Here is a 21,370-nt window from a genome sequence, read left to right as displayed (position 1 = left end):
TCACAGGGTCGAGGCGTCGTCGGGGGTCCAGCCGCAGTCGCAGGTCGCGCCCGTGCCCGCCGCGACGACCGCCGAGCAGCCGGGGCAGCGGGCGTAGTCACGCGCGTGGACGGGCCGCCAGACACTGGTGTGCACGCGGGTGCACAGGCCGCTCTTGAAGAAGCGGCGCATGGCCCGCTGGTGCGGGCGGGCGTGGACGGCGCGTACCGACTCGGGGCGGTCGAAGGCGCTGAGGGTGAACTTGCGGTTGCCGATGTCGAAGGTGCTCACGCCGAGGAAGCCGCGGGCGGCCCGCAGTGACTTGACGATCTCCACACTGAGCAGGTCCACGTCGGCGGCCTCGGCGTCGTCGCGCACCTCCAGCCAGGTCAGTACGAGCGCGCCGGGCCGTTCGGTACGGCCGGTGGCGGCCCGGGCGCTCACCCCGAACTCGCGCGTCCCGTCGGTCCCGGGCACGAACCTGGCCGCGTAGCCCAGGGACTCGGCCAGCGCCAGCCGGTCGAAGTCCCGCCGCACGCGAGCGCCGTCCTCGTGGGCGGTCACCAGGTCGGTGCCGCGCACGGTGACCGCGCCGCCGGTGGCGGGGATGCCCAGGTAGGAGTCGCGGTGGTCGGCCGTGAGCGTCCAGGAGACGACGGCCGCGTCCGCGTCGCCGGTCACGCGGTCCACCTCGAAGCGAAGGCTCCGGAACCGGGCCAGCACCGCGGCCGCGTGCTCGGCCAGCGCGGGGCCGGCCAGCACGCCGCCGGAGTCCGGATCGGCGTAGGAGGCGACCGCTTCGGCGACCGCTTCGGGGTCGCCGTCGCACCACGCCCGCAGGTGCGCCTCCGCTAGCTTCCTGGCGTCCATCGTCACGTCACCCTCCCCGTCTCCCGCGCCGGAACTTCCGGCGGGACTGCAGCCGGGACTGCGGCCGGGACTGCGGCCGGGACTGCCGCCTCCGGGATCTGAGCCGGGTCCTCCGGCAGCCGGGCGGAGCGGAGCGCCACGGCGAGGGCGCGTCCGGCGGTGTGGCTGAGCGAGATCCTGATGTGCTCGCCGGCGCCCGCCAGACCCGCCAGCTCGCCCGTCAGCCGTACGGCGGGCGGGTGGCCGTCGAGGCAGGCCGCGTCCGCCCGGCAGGCCGGGGTGGGCCGGGGCAGCACCTCCACCTGGCCGAGACGTGCGGCGGTGGGCCGCACGGCGAGCAGGCGCAGCACCGCGTGCTTGCCCGCCAGCCGCCCCGCCCAGTGCTGGAGGGTGCGCCCGCGCGCGGACCTGACCCGCTCGGCGGGCGTGAAGACCGCCTCCAGCGGCAGCCCGCCGACGAGGTCCTGCGGCCGGCCGAGCCCCGCATAGCCGACCACGGCGCTGCCCCAGCGTCGCACCGGAGCCGTGTCCCCGCCGGCCGCCGCGGCGGCGACCCGGTCCACGCGGTTCACGCCGCCACCCCCCTGGCCAGGCGGCGCAGGGTCGCGGGGTCGGCCATGCTCAGGCAGCGGGCCTCGGCGCGGCGGGACAGGCCGGTGAGGACCTTGCTGTCCCCCACCTCCACGCCGGGCACGCTCACCTCGATCGCGGCAACGGTACGGGTCCACAGCACCCGCCCGGTGAGCTGGGCGATCAGGGCCTCGCGCAGGAGGCCGAGGTCGGTGGTGGGCTCGCCCGTGACGTTGGGCACGACGGGTACGCGCGGCTCCCGCATCGGCGCGGCCCGCACCGCCTCCGCCCAGCCCGGCACGGCCGCGGCCATCAGCGGCGAGTGGAAGGCGTTGCCGACCCGGAGCGGCACGATCTTGCTGGCGTCGGTGGCCAGCTCCGTCAGCCGGTCGAGCGCGGGCAGCGCCCCCGAGACCACCACGTGCCCCGGCGCGTTCTCCAGCCCCACCACGACCGGCTCGCCGGGCGCGGAGGCGGCCTCGGCCAGCTCCTCCACCCGCGCGACGGGCAGGCCCATCACGGCCCGCATCCCGCCGGTGACGCCGACCTCGGCCATCAGCCGCGAGCGGGTCTCGACCAGCCGGACCGTCTGCGCCAGGTCCAGCACACCGGCGGCGTGCAGGGCGCTCAGCTCTCCCACGCTGTGCCCGGCCACCACGGCGGCCTCGTAGCCCTCCTCCTCCAGTACGGCCAGTGCCGCCAGGTTGCAGGCCGTCACCGCCACCTGGGCGTGCTCGGTGGCGACCAGCCGCTCCATCGGCCCACGCGCGCACAGCGGCGAGATCGGCCGCGCCAGCAGCACGTCGACCAGGTCCAGCCGCTCCCGTGCCACGGCCCGGCGGCGCAGCCACGCGCCCATCCCGACGCGGACGGTCCCCTGTCCTGGAAAGAGAAAGCCGAGCATCAACGTCCACTCCCTTCGCGGCGGCCGGCTACAACCGGCGCCGCGGTCGCCGTTCCTCGTGCGCGGGCCGCTCGGTGCCGAGGAAGCCGAGCAGCAGCTTGTTGACCTGGTCGGGGGCGTCGAGGGGGAGCCAGTGTCCGGCGTCCTCGATCCGCTCGTACCGCCAGGGGCCCTTGACGAACTTGCCGGAGCCGGCCATGCCCTCCTCCAGCAGCGCCTTGTCCCCCGCACCCCAGATGCCGAGCGTCGGCGCGAGCACGGGCGGGAAGGGCCGCGCCGGGCGCAGCTCGGCGGCGGGCGAGCGGTTGGCGCGGTACCAGTTGAGCCCGGCGGTCAGCGCGCCGGGCCGGGCCAGGTCGCGCAGGTAGCGGTCGTGGTCGCCGTCGCGCCCCATGATCTCTTTGAACAGCCGCCAGCCGTTGCGCCGCAGCAGCTCCTCGCTCACCCCGGGGAACTGGTAGAAGAGCATGTACCACGAGGCCGCCCGCTGCTCCAGCGAGGGCGTGGCGAAGACGCCAGGGTGGCCGACCGACAGCACGGCCAGGTGGTCGATCCGGCGCGGCATCAGGAAGGCGTACATCCAGGCGATGGCCGCCCCCCAGTCGTGGCCCACGAGATGCGGCCGCCTGACGCCGAGCTTGATGCTGAGGGCCACGATGTCGTTGACGATGGTCTGCATGCCGTACGCCTCGGCCTCCTGCGGCTTGCTGGAGTCGCCGAAGCCGCGCAGGTCGGGCGCGATGACGCGGAAACCGCCCTCGACCAGGGCGGGAATCTGGTTCCGCCACAGGTAGGAGGAGTCGGGGAAGCCGTGGAGCAGGATGACGGGGTCGCCCTCGCCCTCGTCCACGTAGGCCAGGTCGACGTCGTTGACGCGTACGGTCTTCTTCTCCATCATGCCGTCTCCCTGAACAGGCGCTCCGCGAAGAACTCGCTGAAGCCGAACTCCGGTACGTCCTCGGGGGCGACCATGTTGAGCAGCCCGGTCACCTGGGCGGCGAAGTTCTTCGCCATCAGCCTGCGCACCCGGCGCCGGCGCTCGACGGCCGCGGGGCCGAACTCCACGTGCAGCCTGCTGATGATCGAGGCGCCGAAGGCCAGCCGCTCCAGGCGGAACTCCCGCTCCGCCACGTACGGGGTGAACGCCGCGGGCGACCAGTCGCCGGAGGACAGGAGGATGTCGCAGACGGTCCTGGAGTCGCGCATCGCGCAGGACAGGCCGGTGCCGAGCACGGTGTCGGCGTTGCCCGCCTCGTCACCGATCAGCACCACGCCCTCGGTCAGCGGCGGCCCCTCCGGGACGCTGGACACCGACGGCCACACCGACAGCGGCCCGCAGGGAACGGCCTCGGTGACCGCCTTGCCCCGGTCGGGCAGGCATTCGAGCTCGAACGCGGCCAGGAAACGCTCGACGCCGCCCGGTCCGCGATAGCGGTGCTTGTTCACGGTGGGGAAGTTCAGGTAGAGGCGGGCGCGGCCGTACCCCTGGGGGAAGACCATGAACATCACGTCGCCCTCGGTGCCCATGGCCTGCACGTCGGGCGGCCAGGAGTCCATGCCCTCGACCATCATGCCGCCGCCCCAGTGGTGCATGGAGTTGCGCATGGTGACGCCGATCTGGCGGCCGATCGTGTTGCCGCGGCCGGTCGCGCCGAGCACGATGCGGGGCCGCAGCTCGTGCCCGCCCTCCGGGGTCCGGTACGTCACGACCGGCTCGCGGCCGGGGGTGACCTCGATCTTGGCGGCGTCCATCACCAGCCGGGCCCCGCTCGCCACGGCCTGCTCGGACATCAGCTCGCACACGCTGTGGTGCGGGAAGGAGAACGGGCCGCCGATGCCGGGGATGAACCGGGTCATGTCGACGGCCTCGACCTCGTCCTCGGAGACGGCCTCGTCCCAGGTCATCCATTCGCGGATCTCCCAGCCGCCGCCGGCGGAGAAGCAGTCGTAGACGCCCAGCCGCTGGGCCTCCCTGATCCCCCAGGGCGCCAGCCACTCGCCGCGGACCAGATCCCGGTAGGCGTCCTGTTTCTCCAGCAGCACCACCGAGAGCCCGCCGGCGGCGAGCCTGCAGGCCGCCGACGCGCCCGAGATGCCGCCGCCGACGATGACGACGTCGGGCTGTTCCGGTCGTTGGGTCACGTCCCCCACCTCTCCCAGTAGGTGCGTTCTTTGGCGCTGTAGCGGTCGGCGGGACGGAAGTCGGTGCCCACCGTGTACGCGACCGGGATCATGCACACCTGCGTGACCCCGGAGGGGATGCCGAGCAGCCGCCCCACCTCGCGTTCGTGGGGCACGTGCAGGCAGGTGATGGTGCTGCCGAGGCCCCGGCTGCGCAGGGCGAGCTGGAAGGACCAGACGGCCGGGAAGATCGAGCCGTAGAAGATGCTGGCCCGCGTCTCGCCGTGCCGGACCAGGTGACCGGGGTCCTCCGACACCTTGTCGGACATCCGCTCGCGCCAGGCGTCGTTGATGGCCGCGATGTCCGGCGGGCGCCCGAGGACGCACGGGATCACCAGGACGGGGACCGCCGCGATCGTCTCGGTGAGCGCCTGCGCCGAGGCGTGGTTGCGGCGGGCCTGCGCGTCGTTGCGCCGCCGTCCCGCCCTGGTCCAGATGTCGTTGAGGTGGAACTGCCACGAGGAGCGGATCATCTCGGCCAGCTGCGCCTTGACGGTGGGGTCGGTGATCACCAGCCAGCGCCAGTTCTGGTGGTTGTTGGCGGTCGGCGCCTGGACGGCGACCTCCAGCGCCTCCTGGACGACCTCGCGGGGGACGGGCCGCTCCAGGTCGAGGCGGCGGCGTACGGACCGGGTGGTGGTCAGCAGACGGTCGGTCTCGGCGACGTCGAACGGGGTCCCGCTCATACCGCCTCCAGCAGCACGGCCCCGCGCACGGATCCGGGCGCGGCGGTCAGCACCAGCGCGCGGCCGACGGGGCCGGACAGGTCCGGCTTGGTCACGTAGGAGGCGAGGTCGCCGGCGAGCGGGGTGGCGAGGCCGGTCAGCGCGGGGGCGATCCGCTCCCGTACGGCCAGCGCGCCCAGGGCGATGTTCATGGCCCCGGTCGCCGCCTGGCAGTCGCCGGTCAGCGCGGCGGAGCTGGTGAGGAGCGTCCCGGGGGCGGCCCCGAGCACGGCGGCGGCCTCCTCGCCGTCCTCCGGCAGCCCGGTGCCCGCGCCGATCACGAGCTCCGGCGCGCCCGCCCCGATCAGGGCGAGGCTGCGCCTGACCGGTTCGGCTCCCGCACCGCTCGCGTGCGTCGTCCCGGCCACCCGCGCGTACGGCCGGCCGCCCCGCTCCGCGCAGTGCTCGGCCGACTCGACCACGAAGGCCACGGCAGCCGATCCCGGGACGGGCCCGGCCGATCCCGGGCCGTACGGCACGAAGGCCTCGGCGGCGGACTGCGGGGCGGCGGTTTCGTCCGCCGCCACGACCATGACCACCTCGGCCTTGCCCGCTCTGATCATCTCCAGCGCGCAGTCGAGGGCGATCGAGGCCGACGCCCCGCCGTTGCAGATCGTGGTGGTCGGGCCGCGCAGGCCCAGCGTCTGGCAGACCGCGCCGCCGGTGGCGTTGAGCACGACGTTGGAGAAGCTGAGCACGGCCGGTTTGTTCGGGTTGAGCGCGATGCTCTCGTCGAACCCGCTGGTGCTCTCGGCCGACCCGGCACCGGTGGCGAACACCAGCCCGACGTCGTCCAGCGCCTTCCTGGGCAGCTTCAGCCCGGCGTCCTCCCAGGCCAGCCGGGAGGCCGCGATGGCCATGCGGGACAGGTGGTTCATGTGCCGCCACAGCGAGCGCGGCGCGTACGTCCGCCCGTCCAGGGACGGCGGCCGGCCGGGCTCCTGGCGACCCTCGGCGACGGCCGCGGTCACCTCGGCGATCCCGGCGCCGACGCCGGTCACCGGGCCCAGCCCGGTGATCACGGCGTCGCGCCGGGGCAGCTCCTCGTGCTCGCGCGGGCCTCGGGGCCGGGTCAGCACGAGCGAGACGTTGTTGCCGCCGAAGGCGTAGTTGTTGGAGACCACGGTGTCGATGGGCAGGGTCCTGGCCCGGTTCGGCACGAAGTCCAGGCCGGTGTCGGTCACGGTGTCGTCGTCGAAGCCGATCGTGGGCGGGGCCGTGCCGTGCCGCAGGGCCAGCACGCTGGCCACCGCCTCCACGGCGCCGGCCGCGCCCAGCGTGTGGCCGACGAAGGACTTGATGCTGCTGGTGGGCACCTGGCCGGCGCGGTCGCCGAAGACCACGCGCATGACCTTGGCCTCCATGGCGTCGTTGGCCGGGGTGCCGGTGCCGTGGCCGCTGACGTAGTGCACGTCGCCGGGGGTGAGGCCGGCGTCGGCGAGGGCCCGCCGCATCGCGCCGGCCCCGCCGCGACCGGTGGGGTCGGGGGCGGTGGCGTGGTAGGCGTCGGCGGAGAGCCCGTAGCCCGCCACTTCGGCCAGCGGGGTGGCGCCCCGGGCCAGGGCCAGGTCCAGCGGCTCCAGCAGCAGGAAGGCCGCGCCCTCGCCGAGGTTGAGCCCGTCGGAGTGGCTGTAGGGGCGGCAGGGGCCGGTGCTCAGCGCCTGCAGGCCCGCGAAGCCCGCGTACGTGCCGAACAGCAGCGGGTCCACGCCGCCCGCCAGGACCGCGTCCGCCTCGCCGGTGAGGATCTTGTCCTTGGCCAGGCCGACGGCGTTGCCGCCGGCGGCGCACGCGGTGGAGACCAGGATGCGCGGGCCGCGCAGGCCCAGCCGCTCCGCCACCACGTCGCCCGTGCGGTGCATGGGCTGGTAGCGGCCCGCCGCGTCGGGGGTCGCCTGGCACTTGCCGAGGATGATCCCGAACCGCTCCGGGTCTGGCCCGCCGTCCGTCAGCCCCGCCTGCTCGATCGCCTGGCGGGCGGCGACGAGCGCGAGCCTGGCCGTACGGTCGTGGCCGGTGTCGGGGCCGGTGTCGGGGCCGGTGTCGGGGCCGGTGTCGGAGCCGGTGTCGGGGCCGGGAAGCTGCTCGTCGATCCACTCGTCGGGCACCTGGCCCGCGTGCCTCGCCGTGAACACGGCGAAGGCCTCGTCCTCGATCGGGGTGAGTCCGCCCTGGCCGGTGGTGAGCCGCCTCCAGAACTCGGCGGGGTCGCGGCCGGCCGCGCAGATGATGCCCAGGCCGGTGACCACGACGGGCCGCAGCGCCATGCTTGTCTCCTTCTCCGCGCCGCCCGATCAGATGATCGGGATGCTCCAGCTCTTGGGCACGATGTAGGGGCTGGTCAGCGTGGTCACGGGCAGGCCGCCGACGGCCAGGTCCAGCCCGGCCGCCGCCAGCTCGCCGTCCACCCTGGCCAGGCCGAGAGTGGCGCCGAGTCCGACGCTGTGCACCGCGTACACGACCTCGCCGATGTCCTGGCCGCCCGCCTGCACGCGGGTGCCGGGGACGGGCACGCCGGTGCAGCCGGTGAAGCCGACCGTGCGCCGCCCGCCGCCGGACTCGAACGCCTCGACCACGGCGTCCCTGCCGACGAACTCGTCCTTGGTGATGTCCACCAGCCAGTTGGCGCCGATCTCGATCACCGACGCGCCGGGGGTGGCCTCGTGGCGGGGGATCGGCTGGCGTACCTCCAGCATGGCCAGCTCCAGCGCCTCCAGCCCGGCCGGCTGCGCGTGCTTCAGCGACTGGCTCCACAGGCCGGCGGCGGACTCGATGGGGACGATCATCTGGTAGCCGTACTCGCCGGTGAGCCCGGTCCGGGCGAAGATGATGTCCACGCCGTCCCAGGTGGTGTCGACCACCGACTCGAACGGCAGCGAGGCCAGCTCGCCGTCGATCAACCGGCCCACCACCCCCCAGGCGTAGGGGCCCTCCAGGCCCAGGATGGTCAGATCGCCCGAGCGGTCGGTGATCTCGACGTCCTCCTCCTTGCGCGCCAGCAGGTGCTCCAGCAGCCGGGTGCCCGCGCCGCAGGAGCTCTCCAGCAGGATCCCGTCGTCCCGGCCGAAGGCGAGGACCTGGTCCACGATCTGCCCGGACTCGTCCAGGACGAGGCTCATCATGCAGCGGTCGGAGGTCAGGTACTCCACGTCGCGGGCCAGCAGCCGCTGCGCGAAGTCGACGGCGCCGGAGCCGGTGATCTCGATGAGCCGGTGCCCGCTGAGGTCCAGGACGGCGGCGCGCTCCCTCAGCACGCCGTACTCGTCCGACAACGAGGAGAAGCGCAGCGGCACGGTGGCGTCGCCCACGTGGCCGTACGCCGTGTCCTCCGGATGCGTGGACGCGAGGACGCTTGCCATGTTCACACCTTTCGCACGGAACGTTGAGACGCCGGATCGGCGATCGTGAGGTTTCCTTCTGCGGCGACCTGTCCCTCGACCCGCGCCGAGACCCGGAACTCGGCGAGCCCGCCGCCGCCGGAGGTGCGCTCGGCCGTGAGGGTGACCTGGTCGCCGGGGACGATCGGGCGGCGGAACCGCATCGACCTGATCCCCGCCAGATAGCTGATCTCGCTGGCTCCCGCCAGGGCGTGGATCACCCCGGCGAGCTGGGCCATGGCCTCGACGACCACGACTCCGGGCAGCACCGCCTCGTTGGGGAAGTGCCCCTGGAACCACAGCTCGGTCCCGGCGACGTTCTTGGTGGCGGTGCCCTTGACGCCCGGCACCACCGAGCCGACCCGGTCGAGCAGCAGCATCGGCCACCGGTGCGGGAGCACCTGGCGGATCTGGTCGTGCGTGAGCCCAGTGATCGGCGGCGCCGTGGCGGCCGGGGCCGCCTGGTCGGCGACCGTCATGCCGACGCCCGCAGGGCCGGGTTGACCTCGTCCGCGAGCCGCGACACCGAGCCGAACACCGCCATCTCGCTGTCGTAGAGCGCGACGCCGAACTCGGCCTCGATGGCCACGTAGAGTTCGAGCACGTCGAGGCTGTCGAGTTCGAGGCCGCGGCCGAACAGCGGCTGGTCGTCGGTGATCCAGCCCGGCTCGATCTCCAGGTCGAGCCGGGACACGATCATCTTCTTGATCTGGGCACAGGTCTGCTGCCGCTCGGCTGCCCTGGCGCGGAGTTCGTCGATGGTCATGCTTCTCCTTGTGACATGTGGGCGGGAGGGGTGCTCAGCCGAGGCCGCCGCCGTGAGCGACCACCACGGAGCCGGACATGTACGAGGCCTTGTCCGAGGCCAGGAAGCTCACGATGGACGCGATCTCCTCGGGCCGGCCCATCCGGCCGAGGCGGATGCGGGACTCGTACTGCCTCTTGAGGTCAGCCGGGACCTTGCGCGTCATGTCGGTGGCCACGAACCCGGGGCACACCACGTTGGCCCGCACCCCGTGCGGGGCCGCCTCGTTGGACAGCGCGTGGGTGAAGGCGATGATCGCGCCCTTGGAGGCCACGTAGTTGGTCTGGCCGGGGAAACCCCCGTCGAGCCCGCTGGAGGAGGAGAGCGTCACGATCGCCCCGCTGCGCTGGTGCTGCATCAGCTTGAGCCCCTCCCGGCAGGCCAGGAAGGTGCCGATGAGGTTGGTCTCGACCGGGGCGCGGAACTGCTCCACGCTCATGGCGATGAGGTAGCGGTCGAACGTGATGCCAGCGCTGGTCACCAGCACGTCGAGGCGCCCGTGGTCGCTCCGCACACCGCGGAACATCCCGCGTACGGCCTCCTCGTCGGTGACGTCCGCCTGCACGGCCGTCGCGCTGCCGCCCTCCTCCTCGATCAGCGCGACGACCTCTTTGGCGTCCTGCTCGGACCGCGCGTAGTTCACGATGACGTGGGCGCCCTCCCGGGCCAGGTCGAGCGCGACGGCCCGGCCGATCCCGCGCGACCCGCCGGTCACCAGCGCCACGGCGCCCTGAGCAAACAGCATCATGGTCTCCAGGAATTCGACAATCGCCGATTGACTTATCTGGATCTTCACCGCTTAAGCTACTAAGCCGCTGTATCACGCCTGTATCACTCGGTTATCTGTGCATTGACCCGAACAATGGCGATATATGACTCTGGACGGCATGAAGGAGCTCGATGTCGAAGTTTTAGTGATCGGCGGCGGACCGGTGGGGCTTTGCGCCGCGCTTGAGCTCTCCCGCCACGGAATATCGACGCTGCTGGTGGAACGCCACTCCGGAACGTCCATTTTCCCGAAGGCCCGGCTCGTCACCACCAGGACAATGGAGCTCTTTCGCGCCTGGGGCATCCAGGACGAGGTGGAGCGCGCGGGCATGCCGCGCGAGGAGTACCTCGCGGTCGGCGTCGGCAGCTCGCTGACGGCCGACGACTTCGTCAGGGCGGCCGCGGAGCTGAGCCGGGACGCCCCCCAGAGCCCCACCTACACCTTCCTGTGCGCGCAGGACGTGCTCGAGGTGATCCTGCGCCGGCACGCCGGGGCCGTGGCCGACGTCAGGTTCGGCGCCACCGTGACCCGCGTGACCCCCGCCGCGGACGGCGTCGAGGCCGTCGTGTCGGCCGCGGACGGCGAGACCCTGGTGCGCTGCCGCTACCTCGTGGCCGCCGACGGCAGCCGCAGCCAGGTGCGCGAGTCCCTCGGCATCGGCACCGAGGGCCCGCCCCCGATCGGCCACATGATCAGCATCATGTTCGAGGCCGACCTCGGCTTCCTGCCCGCCGACCGGCGGGCCGCCCTGGCGTTCCTGCGCGACCCGCCCTGCGCCGTCGAGGCCGTGGACCACGAGCGGCGCTGGATGGTGCAGACGGGCTACGAGCCGGCGGAGGGCGGCAGCCCCGCGGACTTCACCGAGGAGGTGTGCCTGCGCGCGGTCCGCGACGCCGTCGGCGTGCCCGACCTGCCGGTCACCCTCCTGGGCGTCATGCCGTGGCTGCAGCAGGTCATGGTCGCCACCGCCTTCCGCTCGGGCCCGGTCTTCCTGGCCGGGGACGCCGCCCACGTGGCGACGCCGCAGGGCGGTTTCGGGATGAACTGCGGCATCCAGGATGCCCACAACCTGGCCTGGAAGCTGGCCGCCGTGCTGCGCGGGCGGGCCGGAGAAGGGCTGCTGGACACGTACGAGGCCGAGCGCCGGCCGATCGCGGGCCGCACGGTGGACGAGAGCCTGACCAACGCCCTGATCACCTTCCGGATGATGGAGGGGCGGCTGTCGATGGCCGAGGCGATCCGGCGGCAGGCGGACCGGCGCAGCTCCGAAGGGCTCGTGCTGGGCTTCCACTACACCTCCGCCGCCGTACTCCCGGACGGCACCCCGCCCCCGGCGCCGGAGGACCCCTACCGCACCTACGTCCCGGTGGCCCGGCCCGGCCATCGTGCCCCGCACGTCTGGCTGACCGGCCGCGACGGGCAGGTCTCCACGCTCGACCTGCTCGGCCCGCACTTCACGCTGATGACCCCGGCGGGCAGCGGCTGGCTGCGGGCGGCCGGGGAAGCGCAGGTCCCCCTCACCGCCCTGGAGATCGCCGAGGCGGACACCACCGCCCCCCTCACCTCGCCGACCTGGGCCAAGGAGTACGGTCTCGGCCCCCGGGGCGCGGTCCTCATCCGCCCCGACGGCCACGTCGCCTGGCGCACCCACGAGGACACCCCTTCGGCGGCCACGCTGGCGGACGCCCTCCACGCCGTCCTGTCCCGCCCCTGAGGGGGTGCGGGCAGGGGTGTCAGGCGGCGGGCTGTCCGGCGGGGCTGGCGCGGCGGGAGCGTAATCGGGCCGCGGCCAGGCGCAGGGAGAGGGGGTTGCCGCAGGAGGTGGCGACGAGGTCGCGGACCGCCTGGGCCCGGGCCGGCGACGCGCCCACCAGCAGGCCCGCCAGCTCCCTGGCCGCCTCTTCCGGCAGCGGCGCCAGGAACGCGCGGTGCGCCCCCTGCCGCGCCACCAGGTCGTCCAGGGGGTCCTCGGCGGTGACGACGACCCGGCAGTGGGCGCCGCCGGGCAGCAGGGGCCGTACCTGGTCGCTGTCCCTGGCGTTGTCCAGCACCACCAGCACCCTCCCCCGGGCCGTGCAGCTCCGGTAGAGGGCGAGCTTCTCGGCGGGGTCGCCGGGCAGGTCGGAGGCGGGCACGCCGAGCGCGCGCAGGAAGCGGTCGAGGACGGCGCCGGGGTCGGCGTCCGTCATGTCCGCGTAGAGCTGCCCGTCGGGGAAGGCGTCGATCTGGCCGTGCGCCCACCGCAGCGCCAGCGTGGACTTGCCGACTCCGACCGGGCCGCTGATGACCACGGTGGCGGGCCCCGAGCCGTCCTGGAGCAGGGCGGCGTCCAGCGCGGCCAGCTCCTCGGCCCGCCCCACGAACGGCAGGACCTGCGGCGGGAGCTGGCAGGGCACGACGCCCGCCGCCCGGTGCGCCGAGGCGGACTCGCCCATCGGCCGCATCAGGGCGGACTCGTCCCTGAGGATCTGCTCGTGCAGCCGCCGCAGCGCGGGCCCCGGCTCCAGGCCGATCTGCTCCAGCAGGTAGCGGCGGGTCTCCTGGTACGTGCGCAGCGCCTCGGCCCGCCGGCCGGCGCGGTACTGGGCCAGCATGAGCTGGGCGCGCACCCGCTCGCGGAACGGCGACTCCGCCACGAGGGCCAGCAGCTCGGGGATCACCTGGTGGTGGCGGCCGAGCTCGATCTCCAGCTCCAGGCAGGTCTCCAGCGCCTCCAGCCGGGACTCCTCCATCCGCGCCACGTCGTAGCGCAACCCCCGGATGTCCTCGAACGGCCGCCCCTGCCAGAGCGCGAGCGCCTCGCGCAGCAGCAGCACGGCCGCCTCCGCCGAACCCGCGGCGGCCAGCGTGCGCGAGCGCGCGACCATGGAGGTGAACCTGAGCCAGTCGATGCTGCCGGGCGCGGCCCTGAGCAGGTAGCCGGGGCTGGAGGTCTCGATCAGCCCGGCCCCCAGCGTACGGCGCAGCCGCGAGACGCAGATCGCCACCTGCCGCCACGCGCTGGGCGGTGCCGAACCCGCCCACACGGCCTCGATCAGCCGCTCCACGCTCATCACCCGGTTGGCGTTCAGCAGCAGGCTGGCCAGGATGACCAGCTCCCTGTTGGCGCTCATGGGCAGCTCGACGCCGTCCTTGACCACCGTGAGCGGGCCCAGCACGCGGAACTCGAAGGCGGGCCCCGGCTTCGCCGTCTCCATCACACCGCCGCCTTGACCAGCCGGCGTTCGAGCTCGTCGGCGGCTCGCACGGCGCCGCCCGCGGCCCTGATCTCCGCGCGCATCGCGGCGGTGGCCCGGCGTACGCGCTCGTCACCGGCGACGGCGAGCACCTGCTCGGCCAGCAGGCCCGGGGTCAGCCCGGCGGGGTCCAGGGTGCGGCCGAGGCCCAGCTCCCCGATGCGCCGCGCGGGCGGCCGGTCCAGGGCCGTGGTGGGGACGACGACCAGCGGGCAGCCCCAGGACAGGGCCTCCATGGCGGTGCCGATCCCGCCGTGGGTGACCGCCACGGAGGCGTGGCGGAGCACGCTCATGTGCGACACCCACCGGCGCGCCTCGACGGTGGGCGGCAGCGGGCCGAGGTCGGCGGCGTCCATGCCGCCGGCCAGCGTGACCACCGTGCGCCAGGGCAGCTCGGCGAGGGCCTGGACGCAGGTGCGCAGCAGCTCGGGCCGGGTGGTGGCCACGGTGCCGAAGGACAGCAGCGCGACCGGCAGGCCGTCGCCCGGCGGCTCCCACTCGCTCAGGAACCGCCGTTCCCCCAGGCAGGGGCCGACGAAGGTGAAGCGGTCGTCGAAGGTCTCGCCGGCGAACTGGAAGGAGCGCGGGATGGTCACCAGGTTGGCGTCCTGGATCTCCCACCACAGCTCGGCGGGGTCGTCGTGGACCCCGTGGGCCCGGGCCAGCGTGCCGATCCTGGCCAGCATGCCGTCCACCCAGCCGGGCAGCGCCCGGTCGAGCCCGCCGCCGTCCTCGCCCTCGTAGGTGGAGGCGAGCAGGGAGTAGTGGGCGTTGGAGGCGAAGATCGGGATGAGCTGGGTCGCCGGCAGGCCCGCCTTCCTGGCCAGGATGCGGCCGGCGTGCAGGATCGAGAAGTCGTACACGATCGCGTCGAGCCCGCCGGGCAGGCGCCCGGCCGCGCCGAGCATCGCCTCGCTGTCGTCCAGCAGGACGGAGAGCAGGCGCAGGGGGTCGTCCTCCAGCTCGCGCGTGTCCACCCGCTCGTACGGCGAGTCGTAGGTGACGGGCGTGGCGCCCGCCTCCGCCACCAGGGGGGCCGTGCTCTCGGCGGTGAGATAGGTGACGCGGTTTCCCCGTCGCGTCAATTCTGCGACCACGGCGAGCGTAGGAATTACATGACCGTGATCCGGATGACACATGAAAAGATAATGCCCCGTCATATGACAGTCTTTCGTTCAACCGCATGATGAAGTGCCACTGCCCACGGTAGGTATGGCGGCGATCGAGCGTCACCCCCTACCCCTCCCCTCAAACAGGGCCTCTTTTCTAGGGGTTCCGCCGGTCGCCGGAGAAGGCGTTTACTCGGGGCCGGGAGTCTCTAGGAGGACGACTATGCCCACCCGCGTCTGGGACTATCTGCCGGAATACGAAACCGAGCGCGCCGACATCATGGACGCCGTCGAGACCGTGTTCCGCTCCGGCCGGCTCATCCTCGGCCAGAGCGTGCGCGCCTTCGAGGAGGAGTTCGCCGCCTACCACGGCGTGCGCCACTGCACGGGAGTGGACAACGGCACCAACGCCATCAAACTCGCCCTGCAGGCGCTGGGCGTCGGGCCCGGCGACGAGGTGATCACCGTCTCCAACACGGCCGCGCCGACCGTGGTCGCCGTCGACGCCGTGGGCGCGACGCCGGTCTTCACCGACGTCGACCCCGTCACGTACCTGATGGACGTGTCGCAGGTGGAGGCCGCGATCACGCCGCGCACGCGCTGCCTGCTGCCGGTCCACCTCTACGGCCAGTGCGTGGACATGGCCCCGCTGGAGCGGCTGGCCGCGGCGCACGACCTGGTGATCCTCGAGGACTGCGCGCAGGCCCACGGCGCCCGCCACCACGGCCGGGCGGCCGGCTCGATGGGCCACGCCGCGGCCTTCTCCTTCTACCCGACCAAGGTGCTGGGCGCGTACGGCGACGGCGGCGCGGTCATCACGCCGGACGACGGGGTGGACGCCGCGCTGCGGCGGCTGCGTTACTACGGGATGGAGCGGACGTACTACGTCGTGGAGACGCCCGGGCACAACGCGCGCCTGGACGAGGTGCAGGCGGAGATCCTGCGCCGCAAGCTGACCCGCCTCGACCGCTACGTCGCCGGCCGCCGCGCGGTGGCCGCCCGCTACGCCGAGGGCCTGGCCGGCACCGACCTCGTCCTCCCGGCCACGGCGGACGGCAACGAGCACGCCTACTACCTCTACGTGGTGCGGCACCCGCGCCGGGACGCGATCATCGAGGCCCTGCACGCCTACGACATCCACCTCAACATCAGCTATCCCTGGCCGGTGCACACCATGTCGGGCTTCGCCCACCTGAGCCACTCCCCCGGCAGCCTGCCGGTGACCGAGGCGCTCGCGCAGGAGATCTTCTCGCTGCCGATGTACCCGTCGTTCCCCGTCGAGCTCCAGGAGAAGGTCATCGCCGCCCTGCGCGAGGTGCTGTAGAACCCGGGGTGAGGTCCCGCGGGACCTCACCCGTCGTATCGGGGCAACTGCCCGAGAGCGGCCACCTCGGCCAGCGTGGGCGCCTGCCGGTCGCGCTCCGACAGCAGCACCGGCAACCCGGGCGGCAGGCGCAGCCCGATCTCCTCGTCGAAGACCGAAACCGCCAGCTCGTGCTCCTTGCGGTACTCCTCGGACAGCAGGTAGCAGACCACCGTGTCGTCCTCCAGCGCGGCGAACGCGTGGCCGACCCCCGGCGGCAGGTACACGGCGGTCCCGTCGCCGGCGGCCAGCTCGATCGCCTCCCACCGCGCGAACGTCGGCGAGCCCGCCCGCAGGTCGACCACCATGTCCAGCGCCCGTCCGCCGGCGCAGTAGACGTATTTGGCGGTGCCGGGCGGCACCAGCGTGTAGTGCACGCCCCGCACCGCCCCGCGCCGGGACACGCTCCGGCTGGCCTGCGCCACGGGGAACAGCGGCCGCCCGACCGCCGCGACGAACGCGCGCTCCTGGTAGGGGGAGGCGAAGTCGCCGCGGGCGTCGGGGAAGACCTCGGGGAAGAACGCGTACGCGCCGGCCACCGCCAGCTCGCGATGCTCCATCGTTGCTGACTCCGTCGCCCTCAGGCCCGCACGAGATGGACTTCGGGCACGTAGCGGATCCAGGTGCCGCCCGCGCGGGCGAACTCCGTCTCCTTGGCCATGATCTCCTCGGCGTGGTTCCAGGCGAGGAGCAGCGCGTAGTCGGGGTAGGGGTCGGCGAACGCCTCGGGGTCGCGCACGGGGATGTGCGAGCCGGGCGTGAGCCTGCCCTGCTTGGCCGGGGTCGTGTCGCAGACGAACGAGACCAGCTCGGGGCCGATGCCGCAGTAGTTGAGCACGGTCGCGCTCTTGGCCGTGGCGCCGTAGCCGTACACGCGGGCGCCCTGCTCGCGCAGGCCGGTGAGGAGGGTCACCAGCCGCTCGCGGGTGTCGGCCACGCGGGCGGCGAAGCGGTGCAGCGTGGCCGGTTCGGCGAGCGCCGCGGCCTCCTCGGCCGCCAGCAGCTCGGCCACGGCCGGGGCCGGCGTCCTGGCGCCCCGCCGGGCCAGCGTGTAGCGGACCTCGCCGCCGTGCACGGGCAGCCGCTCCACGTCCACGAGCTCGAAGCCGTGCCGCCGGGCCAGGCCGCTCACGGAGGTGGCGCTGAAGAAGTAGAAGTGCTCGTCGTAGATCTGGTCGAAGGATGCCCGCTCCACGATGTCGCCCAGGTAGGGGTCCTCGAAGACGAACACGCCGCCGGGCCGCAGCAGCGTGTCCACGCCCTCCATGATCGAGTCGAGGTAGGGGATGTGGCACAGGGTGTTGGCCGCGTAGACGACGTCGGCGGGCCCGTCGGCGGCCAGGATGCCCGCCGCGGTGCCGGCCTCGAAGAAGTCCTTGCGCACCCGTACGCCCTTGGCGGCCGCCACGTCGGCGACCCCGCCGGACGGCTCGACGCCCAGGTGCCGCACGCCCGCGTCGGCGACGACCGACAGCATGGTGCCGTCGTTGCAGCCCAGTTCCACCACGAAGGGGTCGGGCCCGGTCAGCTCGGTGGTCAGCAGCCGCTTGGCCAGGCTCTGGAAGTGCTCGCGCATCACCGACGAGCCGGACGACAGGTACGGGTAGCCCTCGTGGAACATGCGCTCGCGAGGCACCTCCTCCAGCAGCTGCACCGTCGAGCAGGCCACGCAGAGGCCCACGGCCAGGTGGAAGAAGAACTCCTCGCCCGGGTCGCCCGGGATGACGAAGGCGTCGGAGAGAGGCTGTCTCCCGAAGTCGGCGAACGGATGGAGACGGCCCGAACAGATCCGGCACGCCATGCGATCCTCCTCAGGTTGCTGCCCGGCGGTATCTCACCCAGACGTCACCGGTCTGCACGTAACCGGTGAGGCGCACGGTGACGCCCTCGGGCGCGAGCGGCTCGGGCGGGTGGTTGTGGACGCTGCCCATCCACCGGCGTACGACGTCCTCGTCGCGGACCCGCCAGCCACGGGGGACCAGCACGGTGATGTCACCGAACCAGGAGGTGATCTCGACGTCGAGCAGGACCTCGCGGTGCGGGCAGTCCGCCCGGGTGAAATCGATGCGCACCTTGCCCCACCGGCCGGCCTTGGCGCTGACGCGCTGCGGGACCTGCCAGCGGCCCACCTGCTCGACCCGGCCGCTGCCGGTGTGCAGCTCCAGGTCGGCCGCACCGGTTAACGGGACGAGCGAGGCGGCGGAACCGGCCGGGACCAGCACGCCGGAGCGCGGCAGGTCGGCGATCACGTCGTCGAGCTCGCCCAGCGTGCGGGCCGTGTAGGCACCGGTCACCCGCTCGTCGAGCTCCTCCAGCGTGATGCGCCCCTCGGTGACCGCGACGCGCAGCATCTCGGCCACCCTCTCGCGGTCGTGGTCACTCGCCCGTACTTCCCGATGATCGGTCATGGCGTCCACACTAGAAGGCTAAGGAGGCCCGGCCCACCAGCAGTACCCCTATCAAGGAAACAGGGGTCGGGGCCTTCCGAGCAGGGGTTGAGGGCTCCGGCGGCCCATGGCAGCTTCGGCGGCATCGGACCGCGGTAAGGAGTCTGCCATCGACGTTCACGACTGGCTCCGGGAGGTCGCCGGGCACACGTACATGCGGGTGACCCGGCTGCCGCTGGAGGAACTGGACGGCTGGCGCGAGGACCCGGCCACGGGCAACATCCACCACGCGAGCGGCAGGTTCTTCACCGTCGAGGGGCTCGACGTGCGCCGCCCGGACTGGGCGGTGCCCGCGTGGAGCCAGCCGATCATCAACCAGCCCGAGGCGGGCATCCTCGGCATCCTGCTGCGGCGGGTGGAGGGCGTGCCGCACCTGCTGATGCAGGCCAAGAACGAGCCGGGCAACCCCGGCGGGCCGCAGCTGTCGCCCACCGTGCAGGCCACCCGGAGCAACTACACCCGCGTGCACCAGGGGCGGGCGGTGCCGTACCTGGACTTCTTCCGCGAGCCGCGGGGGCGGGTGCTGGCCGACGTGCGGCAGTCGGAGCAGGGCGCGTGGTTCTACCGCAAGCGCAACCGGAACATGGTCGTGGAGGTGACCGAGGAGGTCGAGGCCCCGGAGGGCTTCCGCTGGCTGCCGCTGCGGCGGGTGCGCGAGCTGCTGTCCGTGCCCGATCTGGTGAACATGGACGCCAGGACCGTGCTGGCGTGCCTGCCGGTGCAGGAGGGCGCCGACGAGGGCGAGGAGGAGTTCGGGGCCGCGGTGGCGCGCTCCCGGGACCCCCGGTGGGGGTCCGCGCACGGCACGGCCGAGATCCTGAGCTGGCTCAGCGCCATCCGGTCCACCACCGACGTCCAGGCCAGCCCGGTGCCGCTCAACCGGCTCAGCCGATGGCGGCGGGCCGGCGGCCGGATCTCGCACGAGAGCGGCCGGTTCTTCGACGTGATCGGCGTACGCGTGGAGGCCGGCGGCCGCGAGGTGGGCGCGTGGGCCCAGCCGATGATCGAGCCCGTCGGCACGGGCGTGGTCGGCTTCCTGATCCGGCGCATCGACGGCGTGGTGCACGCGCTGGCGCACGCCCGCGTCGAGCCCGGCTACACGGACGTGGTGGAGCTGGCGCCGACCGTGCAGTGCACCCCGGGCAACTACGACCACCTGCCGCCCGGGGCCCGCCCCGCACTGCTGGCCGAGGTGCTGGAGGCGCCGCCGGAGCGGGTGCGCTTCGACACGGTGCTGTCGGAGGAGGGCGGGCGCTTCTACCACGCGCGCAACCGCTATCTGGTGGTCGAGGTGGACGACGACCCGGTGCCCCGCCATCCGGACTTCCGCTGGCTCGCCCTGCACCAGCTCGACGAGCTGCTGCGCCACAGCTATTACCTGAACGTGCAGGCCCGCACGCTGAACGCCTGCCTGCACGGCCTGGCGCACTCGCCGGCCGGGCAGCCGGTCAGCGGAGGAGTTCGATGACCTTCCCGAAGTCCTCCATGGCGGAGTCCATCACCGTGACGTAGGAGAACCCGAAGCGCTCCTCGTCCCGGCGGACCTGCTCGGCGATCTGCCCGGGCGTGCCGACGAACAGCGTCGGCACCTCCAGGAGCTCCTCGCAGGTCAGGTCGGGGGCGTAGCGCCGCAGGCCCGCCACGCCCGCGCGCCGGTTCCGGGTCAGCACGGTGGCCTTGGACAGCACGTTGAGCTCCGGGCCTCCGGCCTGCCTGGTCCCGGCCTCGGCGCGGACGAACTCCACCCGCCGCAGCAGGTCGGCGGCGGTGACCAGGGCGGTCCTGCCGTACTCGGGCCGGTAGGGGGCGCCGGTGAAGCTGACGATCTCGGCCCGGCGGGCGGCCAGCCGCAGCACCCGGTCGCCGTGGCCGCCGATCATCAGCGGCGGGCCCTTGTGCCCGAGCAGCGTGTCCAGCTCGCCCACCAGCTCCGCCAGCCGGCCGACCCGGGTGGCCGCGTCGAAGGGCAGCCCGGCGGCGGCGAACTCGGCCTCGACGTAGCCCGTGCCGAGGCCCAGCTCCAGCCGCTCACCGATGAGCGCGGCGGTGGTCCGGACGTCCCTGGCCAGCAGCGCGGGCCGGTGGAAGCTGGCGTTGAGCACGTACGTGCCGATCACCGCGCGCTCGGTCGCCTCCGCGGCCAGCACGGCGGTCGGGAACGGCGAGAGCAGGTTGAGATGGTCGGGCACCGCGATCACGTCGTAGCCGAGCGCCTCCGCGCGGCGGCACCTGGCCACCCACTCGGCTCCCGTGCTGTCCTCGGAGATGAGGACCACGCCGAATCTTGTCACTTCCAGGGCCTTCCCGCCGGCGAGCGGCACGGTGATGGCGATGCGTCATGACGCTGCGGTCATGGCGATCGCGGTGAGGACGAGTCCGTTGCCGGTCATCCACCGGCCGGTGAAGCCGCTCACCCGCGTCCCCTGCCACGACGGCCCGGCGACCAGGAGGCGGGCGTCGAACGTGCCGCTCAGGGGGTCGAGGACGATCACGGCGTCCTGGAAGTCCAGCCAGCGCAGGGCGAGCGGATACCACGCCTTGTAGACCGACTCCTTGGCGCTGAACAGGATCCGGTCCCAGCTCGTGCCCGGGTGCTCGGCCTCCAGGCGGCGCAGCAGCCTGCGTTCCTGGGGGACGGAGATGGCCTCCAGGACGCCGGGCGGGAGCGGCCCGTGGGGCTCGGCGTCGATGCCGATCGTTCCGGGCGCGGTGCCGACGGCGGCCCCGCGGTAGCCGGCGCAGTGCGTGATGCTGCCGACCACGCCCGCGGGCCAGGCGGGCTCGCCGTGGGCTCCGGACAGCACCGGGACGGGGGGCACGCCCAGCCGTTCCAGTGCCTGGTGGACGCAGTGGCGGGCGGTGGTGAACTCCCTGCGCCGTTTGTCGGCGGCCTGCCGCACCAGGTCGGCCTCCTCAGGGAAGAGCACCGCGTCGGGCGGGTCGGTGAAGGTGTCGAAGGTCATGACGGTGGCAGGCAGGATCTCCTCGATCACCCCGACCTCCTCACATTTTGTCCGCCTCCCGGCACAGTAGCC

The 21,370-nt window shown here is 73.3% G+C and carries 21 protein-coding genes; 3 read left to right on the top strand and 18 right to left on the bottom strand.

From position 1 onward, the window contains the following. Genes ACBJ59_RS60260 through ACBJ59_RS60210 form a run of 11 tightly spaced genes read right to left on the bottom strand, consistent with a single transcriptional unit; the run spans position 1 to position 10,159 of the window. Entirely contained in the window at positions 1 to 849 is an 849-nt protein-coding gene (locus ACBJ59_RS60260) for an ester cyclase (protein ID WP_375118945.1), read from the bottom strand. Between the two features lie 2 nt (positions 850 to 851). Further along, the gene (locus ACBJ59_RS60255; protein WP_375118930.1) at positions 852 to 1,421 is read right to left on the bottom strand and encodes a hypothetical protein; all 570 of its coding nucleotides are present in this window, start codon (positions 1,419 to 1,421) and stop codon (positions 852 to 854) included. After that, a complete protein-coding gene (locus tag ACBJ59_RS60250) occupies positions 1,418 to 2,323 on the bottom strand; it encodes an ACP S-malonyltransferase (RefSeq protein ID WP_375118929.1) in 906 nt (301 codons plus the stop codon). Before ACBJ59_RS60250 ends, ACBJ59_RS60255 begins: the two co-directional genes overlap by 4 nt. 28 nt (positions 2,324 to 2,351) lie before the next feature. Continuing rightward, positions 2,352 to 3,221, bottom strand: a complete 870-nt coding sequence (locus tag ACBJ59_RS60245) for an alpha/beta fold hydrolase (RefSeq protein ID WP_364131862.1) — start codon at positions 3,219 to 3,221, stop codon at positions 2,352 to 2,354. Further along, positions 3,218 to 4,465, bottom strand: coding sequence for an FAD-dependent oxidoreductase (locus tag ACBJ59_RS60240; protein WP_375118928.1), 1,248 nt, complete (start codon positions 4,463 to 4,465; stop codon positions 3,218 to 3,220). Before ACBJ59_RS60240 ends, ACBJ59_RS60245 begins: the two co-directional genes overlap by 4 nt. Further along, complete coding sequence (locus tag ACBJ59_RS60235) at positions 4,462 to 5,190, bottom strand: nitroreductase family protein (RefSeq protein ID WP_375118927.1); 729 nt, start codon at positions 5,188 to 5,190, stop codon at positions 4,462 to 4,464. The genes ACBJ59_RS60240 and ACBJ59_RS60235 overlap by 4 nt, the downstream gene beginning before the upstream one ends. Continuing rightward, a complete protein-coding gene (locus ACBJ59_RS60230) occupies positions 5,187 to 7,496 on the bottom strand; it encodes a beta-ketoacyl synthase N-terminal-like domain-containing protein (protein WP_375118926.1) in 2,310 nt (769 codons plus the stop codon). The genes ACBJ59_RS60235 and ACBJ59_RS60230 overlap by 4 nt, the downstream gene beginning before the upstream one ends. A 27-nt stretch (positions 7,497 to 7,523) precedes the next feature. After that, the gene (locus ACBJ59_RS60225; protein ID WP_375118925.1) at positions 7,524 to 8,588 is read right to left on the bottom strand and encodes an aminomethyltransferase family protein; all 1,065 of its coding nucleotides are present in this window, start codon (positions 8,586 to 8,588) and stop codon (positions 7,524 to 7,526) included. A 2-nt stretch (positions 8,589 to 8,590) separates the two neighbouring features. Continuing rightward, positions 8,591 to 9,085, bottom strand: a complete 495-nt coding sequence (gene fabZ / locus ACBJ59_RS60220; RefSeq protein WP_375118924.1) for a 3-hydroxyacyl-ACP dehydratase FabZ — start codon at positions 9,083 to 9,085, stop codon at positions 8,591 to 8,593. Continuing rightward, the gene (locus tag ACBJ59_RS60215) at positions 9,082 to 9,372 is read right to left on the bottom strand and encodes an acyl carrier protein (protein WP_375118923.1); all 291 of its coding nucleotides are present in this window, start codon (positions 9,370 to 9,372) and stop codon (positions 9,082 to 9,084) included. The genes fabZ and ACBJ59_RS60215 overlap by 4 nt, the downstream gene beginning before the upstream one ends. A 34-nt stretch (positions 9,373 to 9,406) precedes the next feature. Continuing rightward, positions 9,407 to 10,159: a 3-oxoacyl-ACP reductase family protein gene (locus tag ACBJ59_RS60210; RefSeq protein ID WP_364131870.1), complete on the bottom strand. Its 753-nt coding sequence runs from the start codon at positions 10,157 to 10,159 to the stop codon at positions 9,407 to 9,409. A 139-nt stretch (positions 10,160 to 10,298) separates the two neighbouring features. Here ACBJ59_RS60210 and ACBJ59_RS60205 point away from each other — a divergent pair, with 139 nt between their 5' ends. Next, positions 10,299 to 11,894 carry an FAD-dependent oxidoreductase gene (locus ACBJ59_RS60205; RefSeq protein WP_375118922.1) on the top strand — a complete coding sequence of 532 codons (1,596 nt, stop codon included), beginning with the start codon at positions 10,299 to 10,301 and terminating at the stop codon, positions 11,892 to 11,894. A gap of 19 nt (positions 11,895 to 11,913) precedes the next feature. Here ACBJ59_RS60205 and ACBJ59_RS60200 read toward each other — a convergent pair whose 3' ends face one another. Both ACBJ59_RS60200 and ACBJ59_RS60195 read right to left on the bottom strand, forming a co-directional pair. Then, positions 11,914 to 13,377 carry a BTAD domain-containing putative transcriptional regulator gene (locus ACBJ59_RS60200; RefSeq protein WP_375118921.1) on the bottom strand — a complete coding sequence of 488 codons (1,464 nt, stop codon included), beginning with the start codon at positions 13,375 to 13,377 and terminating at the stop codon, positions 11,914 to 11,916. Further along, entirely contained in the window at positions 13,377 to 14,555 is a 1,179-nt protein-coding gene (locus tag ACBJ59_RS60195) for a macrolide family glycosyltransferase (RefSeq protein WP_375118920.1), read from the bottom strand. Before ACBJ59_RS60195 ends, ACBJ59_RS60200 begins: the two co-directional genes overlap by 1 nt. A 193-nt stretch (positions 14,556 to 14,748) precedes the next feature. Here ACBJ59_RS60195 and ACBJ59_RS60190 point away from each other — a divergent pair, with 193 nt between their 5' ends. Further along, the gene (locus ACBJ59_RS60190; RefSeq protein ID WP_375118919.1) at positions 14,749 to 15,849 is read left to right on the top strand and encodes a DegT/DnrJ/EryC1/StrS family aminotransferase; all 1,101 of its coding nucleotides are present in this window, start codon (positions 14,749 to 14,751) and stop codon (positions 15,847 to 15,849) included. Positions 15,850 to 15,875: 26 nt separating this feature from the next. Here the strand turns inward: ACBJ59_RS60190 and ACBJ59_RS60185 are convergent, their stop codons facing one another. Genes ACBJ59_RS60185 through ACBJ59_RS60175 form a run of 3 tightly spaced genes read right to left on the bottom strand, consistent with a single transcriptional unit; the run spans position 15,876 to position 18,296 of the window. Beyond that, complete coding sequence (locus tag ACBJ59_RS60185) at positions 15,876 to 16,448, bottom strand: dTDP-4-dehydrorhamnose 3,5-epimerase family protein (protein ID WP_375118918.1); 573 nt, start codon at positions 16,446 to 16,448, stop codon at positions 15,876 to 15,878. 20 nt (positions 16,449 to 16,468) lie between these two features. Next, positions 16,469 to 17,689, bottom strand: coding sequence for a methyltransferase domain-containing protein (locus ACBJ59_RS60180; RefSeq protein WP_375118917.1), 1,221 nt, complete (start codon positions 17,687 to 17,689; stop codon positions 16,469 to 16,471). A gap of 10 nt (positions 17,690 to 17,699) precedes the next feature. Next, positions 17,700 to 18,296: a DUF1707 domain-containing protein gene (locus ACBJ59_RS60175; protein WP_375118916.1), complete on the bottom strand. Its 597-nt coding sequence runs from the start codon at positions 18,294 to 18,296 to the stop codon at positions 17,700 to 17,702. A gap of 106 nt (positions 18,297 to 18,402) precedes the next feature. Between ACBJ59_RS60175 and ACBJ59_RS60170 the strand changes: the two genes are divergently transcribed. After that, the gene (locus ACBJ59_RS60170) at positions 18,403 to 19,803 is read left to right on the top strand and encodes an NDP-hexose 2,3-dehydratase family protein (protein ID WP_375118915.1); all 1,401 of its coding nucleotides are present in this window, start codon (positions 18,403 to 18,405) and stop codon (positions 19,801 to 19,803) included. Here the strand turns inward: ACBJ59_RS60170 and ACBJ59_RS60165 are convergent. Continuing rightward, the gene (locus tag ACBJ59_RS60165) at positions 19,784 to 20,626 is read right to left on the bottom strand and encodes a TIGR03621 family F420-dependent LLM class oxidoreductase (RefSeq protein ID WP_375118914.1); all 843 of its coding nucleotides are present in this window, start codon (positions 20,624 to 20,626) and stop codon (positions 19,784 to 19,786) included. The genes ACBJ59_RS60170 and ACBJ59_RS60165 overlap by 20 nt on opposite strands. 45 nt (positions 20,627 to 20,671) lie before the next feature. Continuing rightward, entirely contained in the window at positions 20,672 to 21,328 is a 657-nt protein-coding gene (locus ACBJ59_RS60160) for a 4'-phosphopantetheinyl transferase (RefSeq protein WP_375118913.1), read from the bottom strand. Positions 21,329 to 21,370: the final 42 nt, after the last annotated feature.

The sequence above is a fragment of the Nonomuraea sp. MTCD27 genome, assembly GCF_041950495.1.
Taxonomy (GTDB): domain Bacteria; phylum Actinomycetota; class Actinomycetes; order Streptosporangiales; family Streptosporangiaceae; genus Nonomuraea.
This window is presented reverse-complemented; position numbering and strand designations above follow the sequence as displayed.

Bases quoted from the DNA above. Each gene is read 5' to 3' on its own strand.
- ACBJ59_RS60250 (WP_375118929.1), bottom strand. From the start codon at position 2,323: ATGCTCGGCTTTCTCTTTCCAGGACAGGGGACCGTCCGCGTCGGGATG.
- fabZ (WP_375118924.1), bottom strand. From the start codon at position 9,085: ATGACGGTCGCCGACCAGGCGGCCCCGGCCGCCACGGCGCCGCCGATC.
- ACBJ59_RS60230 (WP_375118926.1), bottom strand. From the start codon at position 7,496: ATGGCGCTGCGGCCCGTCGTGGTCACCGGCCTGGGCATCATCTGCGCG.
- ACBJ59_RS60175 (WP_375118916.1), bottom strand. From the start codon at position 18,296: ATGACCGATCATCGGGAAGTACGGGCGAGTGACCACGACCGCGAGAGG.
- ACBJ59_RS60170 (WP_375118915.1), top strand. From the start codon at position 18,403: ATGGCAGCTTCGGCGGCATCGGACCGCGGTAAGGAGTCTGCCATCGAC.
- ACBJ59_RS60180 (WP_375118917.1), bottom strand. From the start codon at position 17,689: ATGGCGTGCCGGATCTGTTCGGGCCGTCTCCATCCGTTCGCCGACTTC.
- ACBJ59_RS60205 (WP_375118922.1), top strand. From the start codon at position 10,299: ATGAAGGAGCTCGATGTCGAAGTTTTAGTGATCGGCGGCGGACCGGTG.
- ACBJ59_RS60260 (WP_375118945.1), bottom strand. From the start codon at position 849: ATGGACGCCAGGAAGCTAGCGGAGGCGCACCTGCGGGCGTGGTGCGAC.
- ACBJ59_RS60190 (WP_375118919.1), top strand. From the start codon at position 14,749: ATGCCCACCCGCGTCTGGGACTATCTGCCGGAATACGAAACCGAGCGC.
- ACBJ59_RS60225 (WP_375118925.1), bottom strand. From the start codon at position 8,588: ATGGCAAGCGTCCTCGCGTCCACGCATCCGGAGGACACGGCGTACGGC.
- ACBJ59_RS60215 (WP_375118923.1), bottom strand. From the start codon at position 9,372: ATGACCATCGACGAACTCCGCGCCAGGGCAGCCGAGCGGCAGCAGACC.
- ACBJ59_RS60200 (WP_375118921.1), bottom strand. From the start codon at position 13,377: ATGGAGACGGCGAAGCCGGGGCCCGCCTTCGAGTTCCGCGTGCTGGGC.
- ACBJ59_RS60195 (WP_375118920.1), bottom strand. From the start codon at position 14,555: ATGTGTCATCCGGATCACGGTCATGTAATTCCTACGCTCGCCGTGGTC.
- ACBJ59_RS60235 (WP_375118927.1), bottom strand. From the start codon at position 5,190: ATGAGCGGGACCCCGTTCGACGTCGCCGAGACCGACCGTCTGCTGACC.
- ACBJ59_RS60210 (WP_364131870.1), bottom strand. From the start codon at position 10,159: ATGATGCTGTTTGCTCAGGGCGCCGTGGCGCTGGTGACCGGCGGGTCG.
- ACBJ59_RS60245 (WP_364131862.1), bottom strand. From the start codon at position 3,221: ATGATGGAGAAGAAGACCGTACGCGTCAACGACGTCGACCTGGCCTAC.
- ACBJ59_RS60185 (WP_375118918.1), bottom strand. From the start codon at position 16,448: ATGGAGCATCGCGAGCTGGCGGTGGCCGGCGCGTACGCGTTCTTCCCC.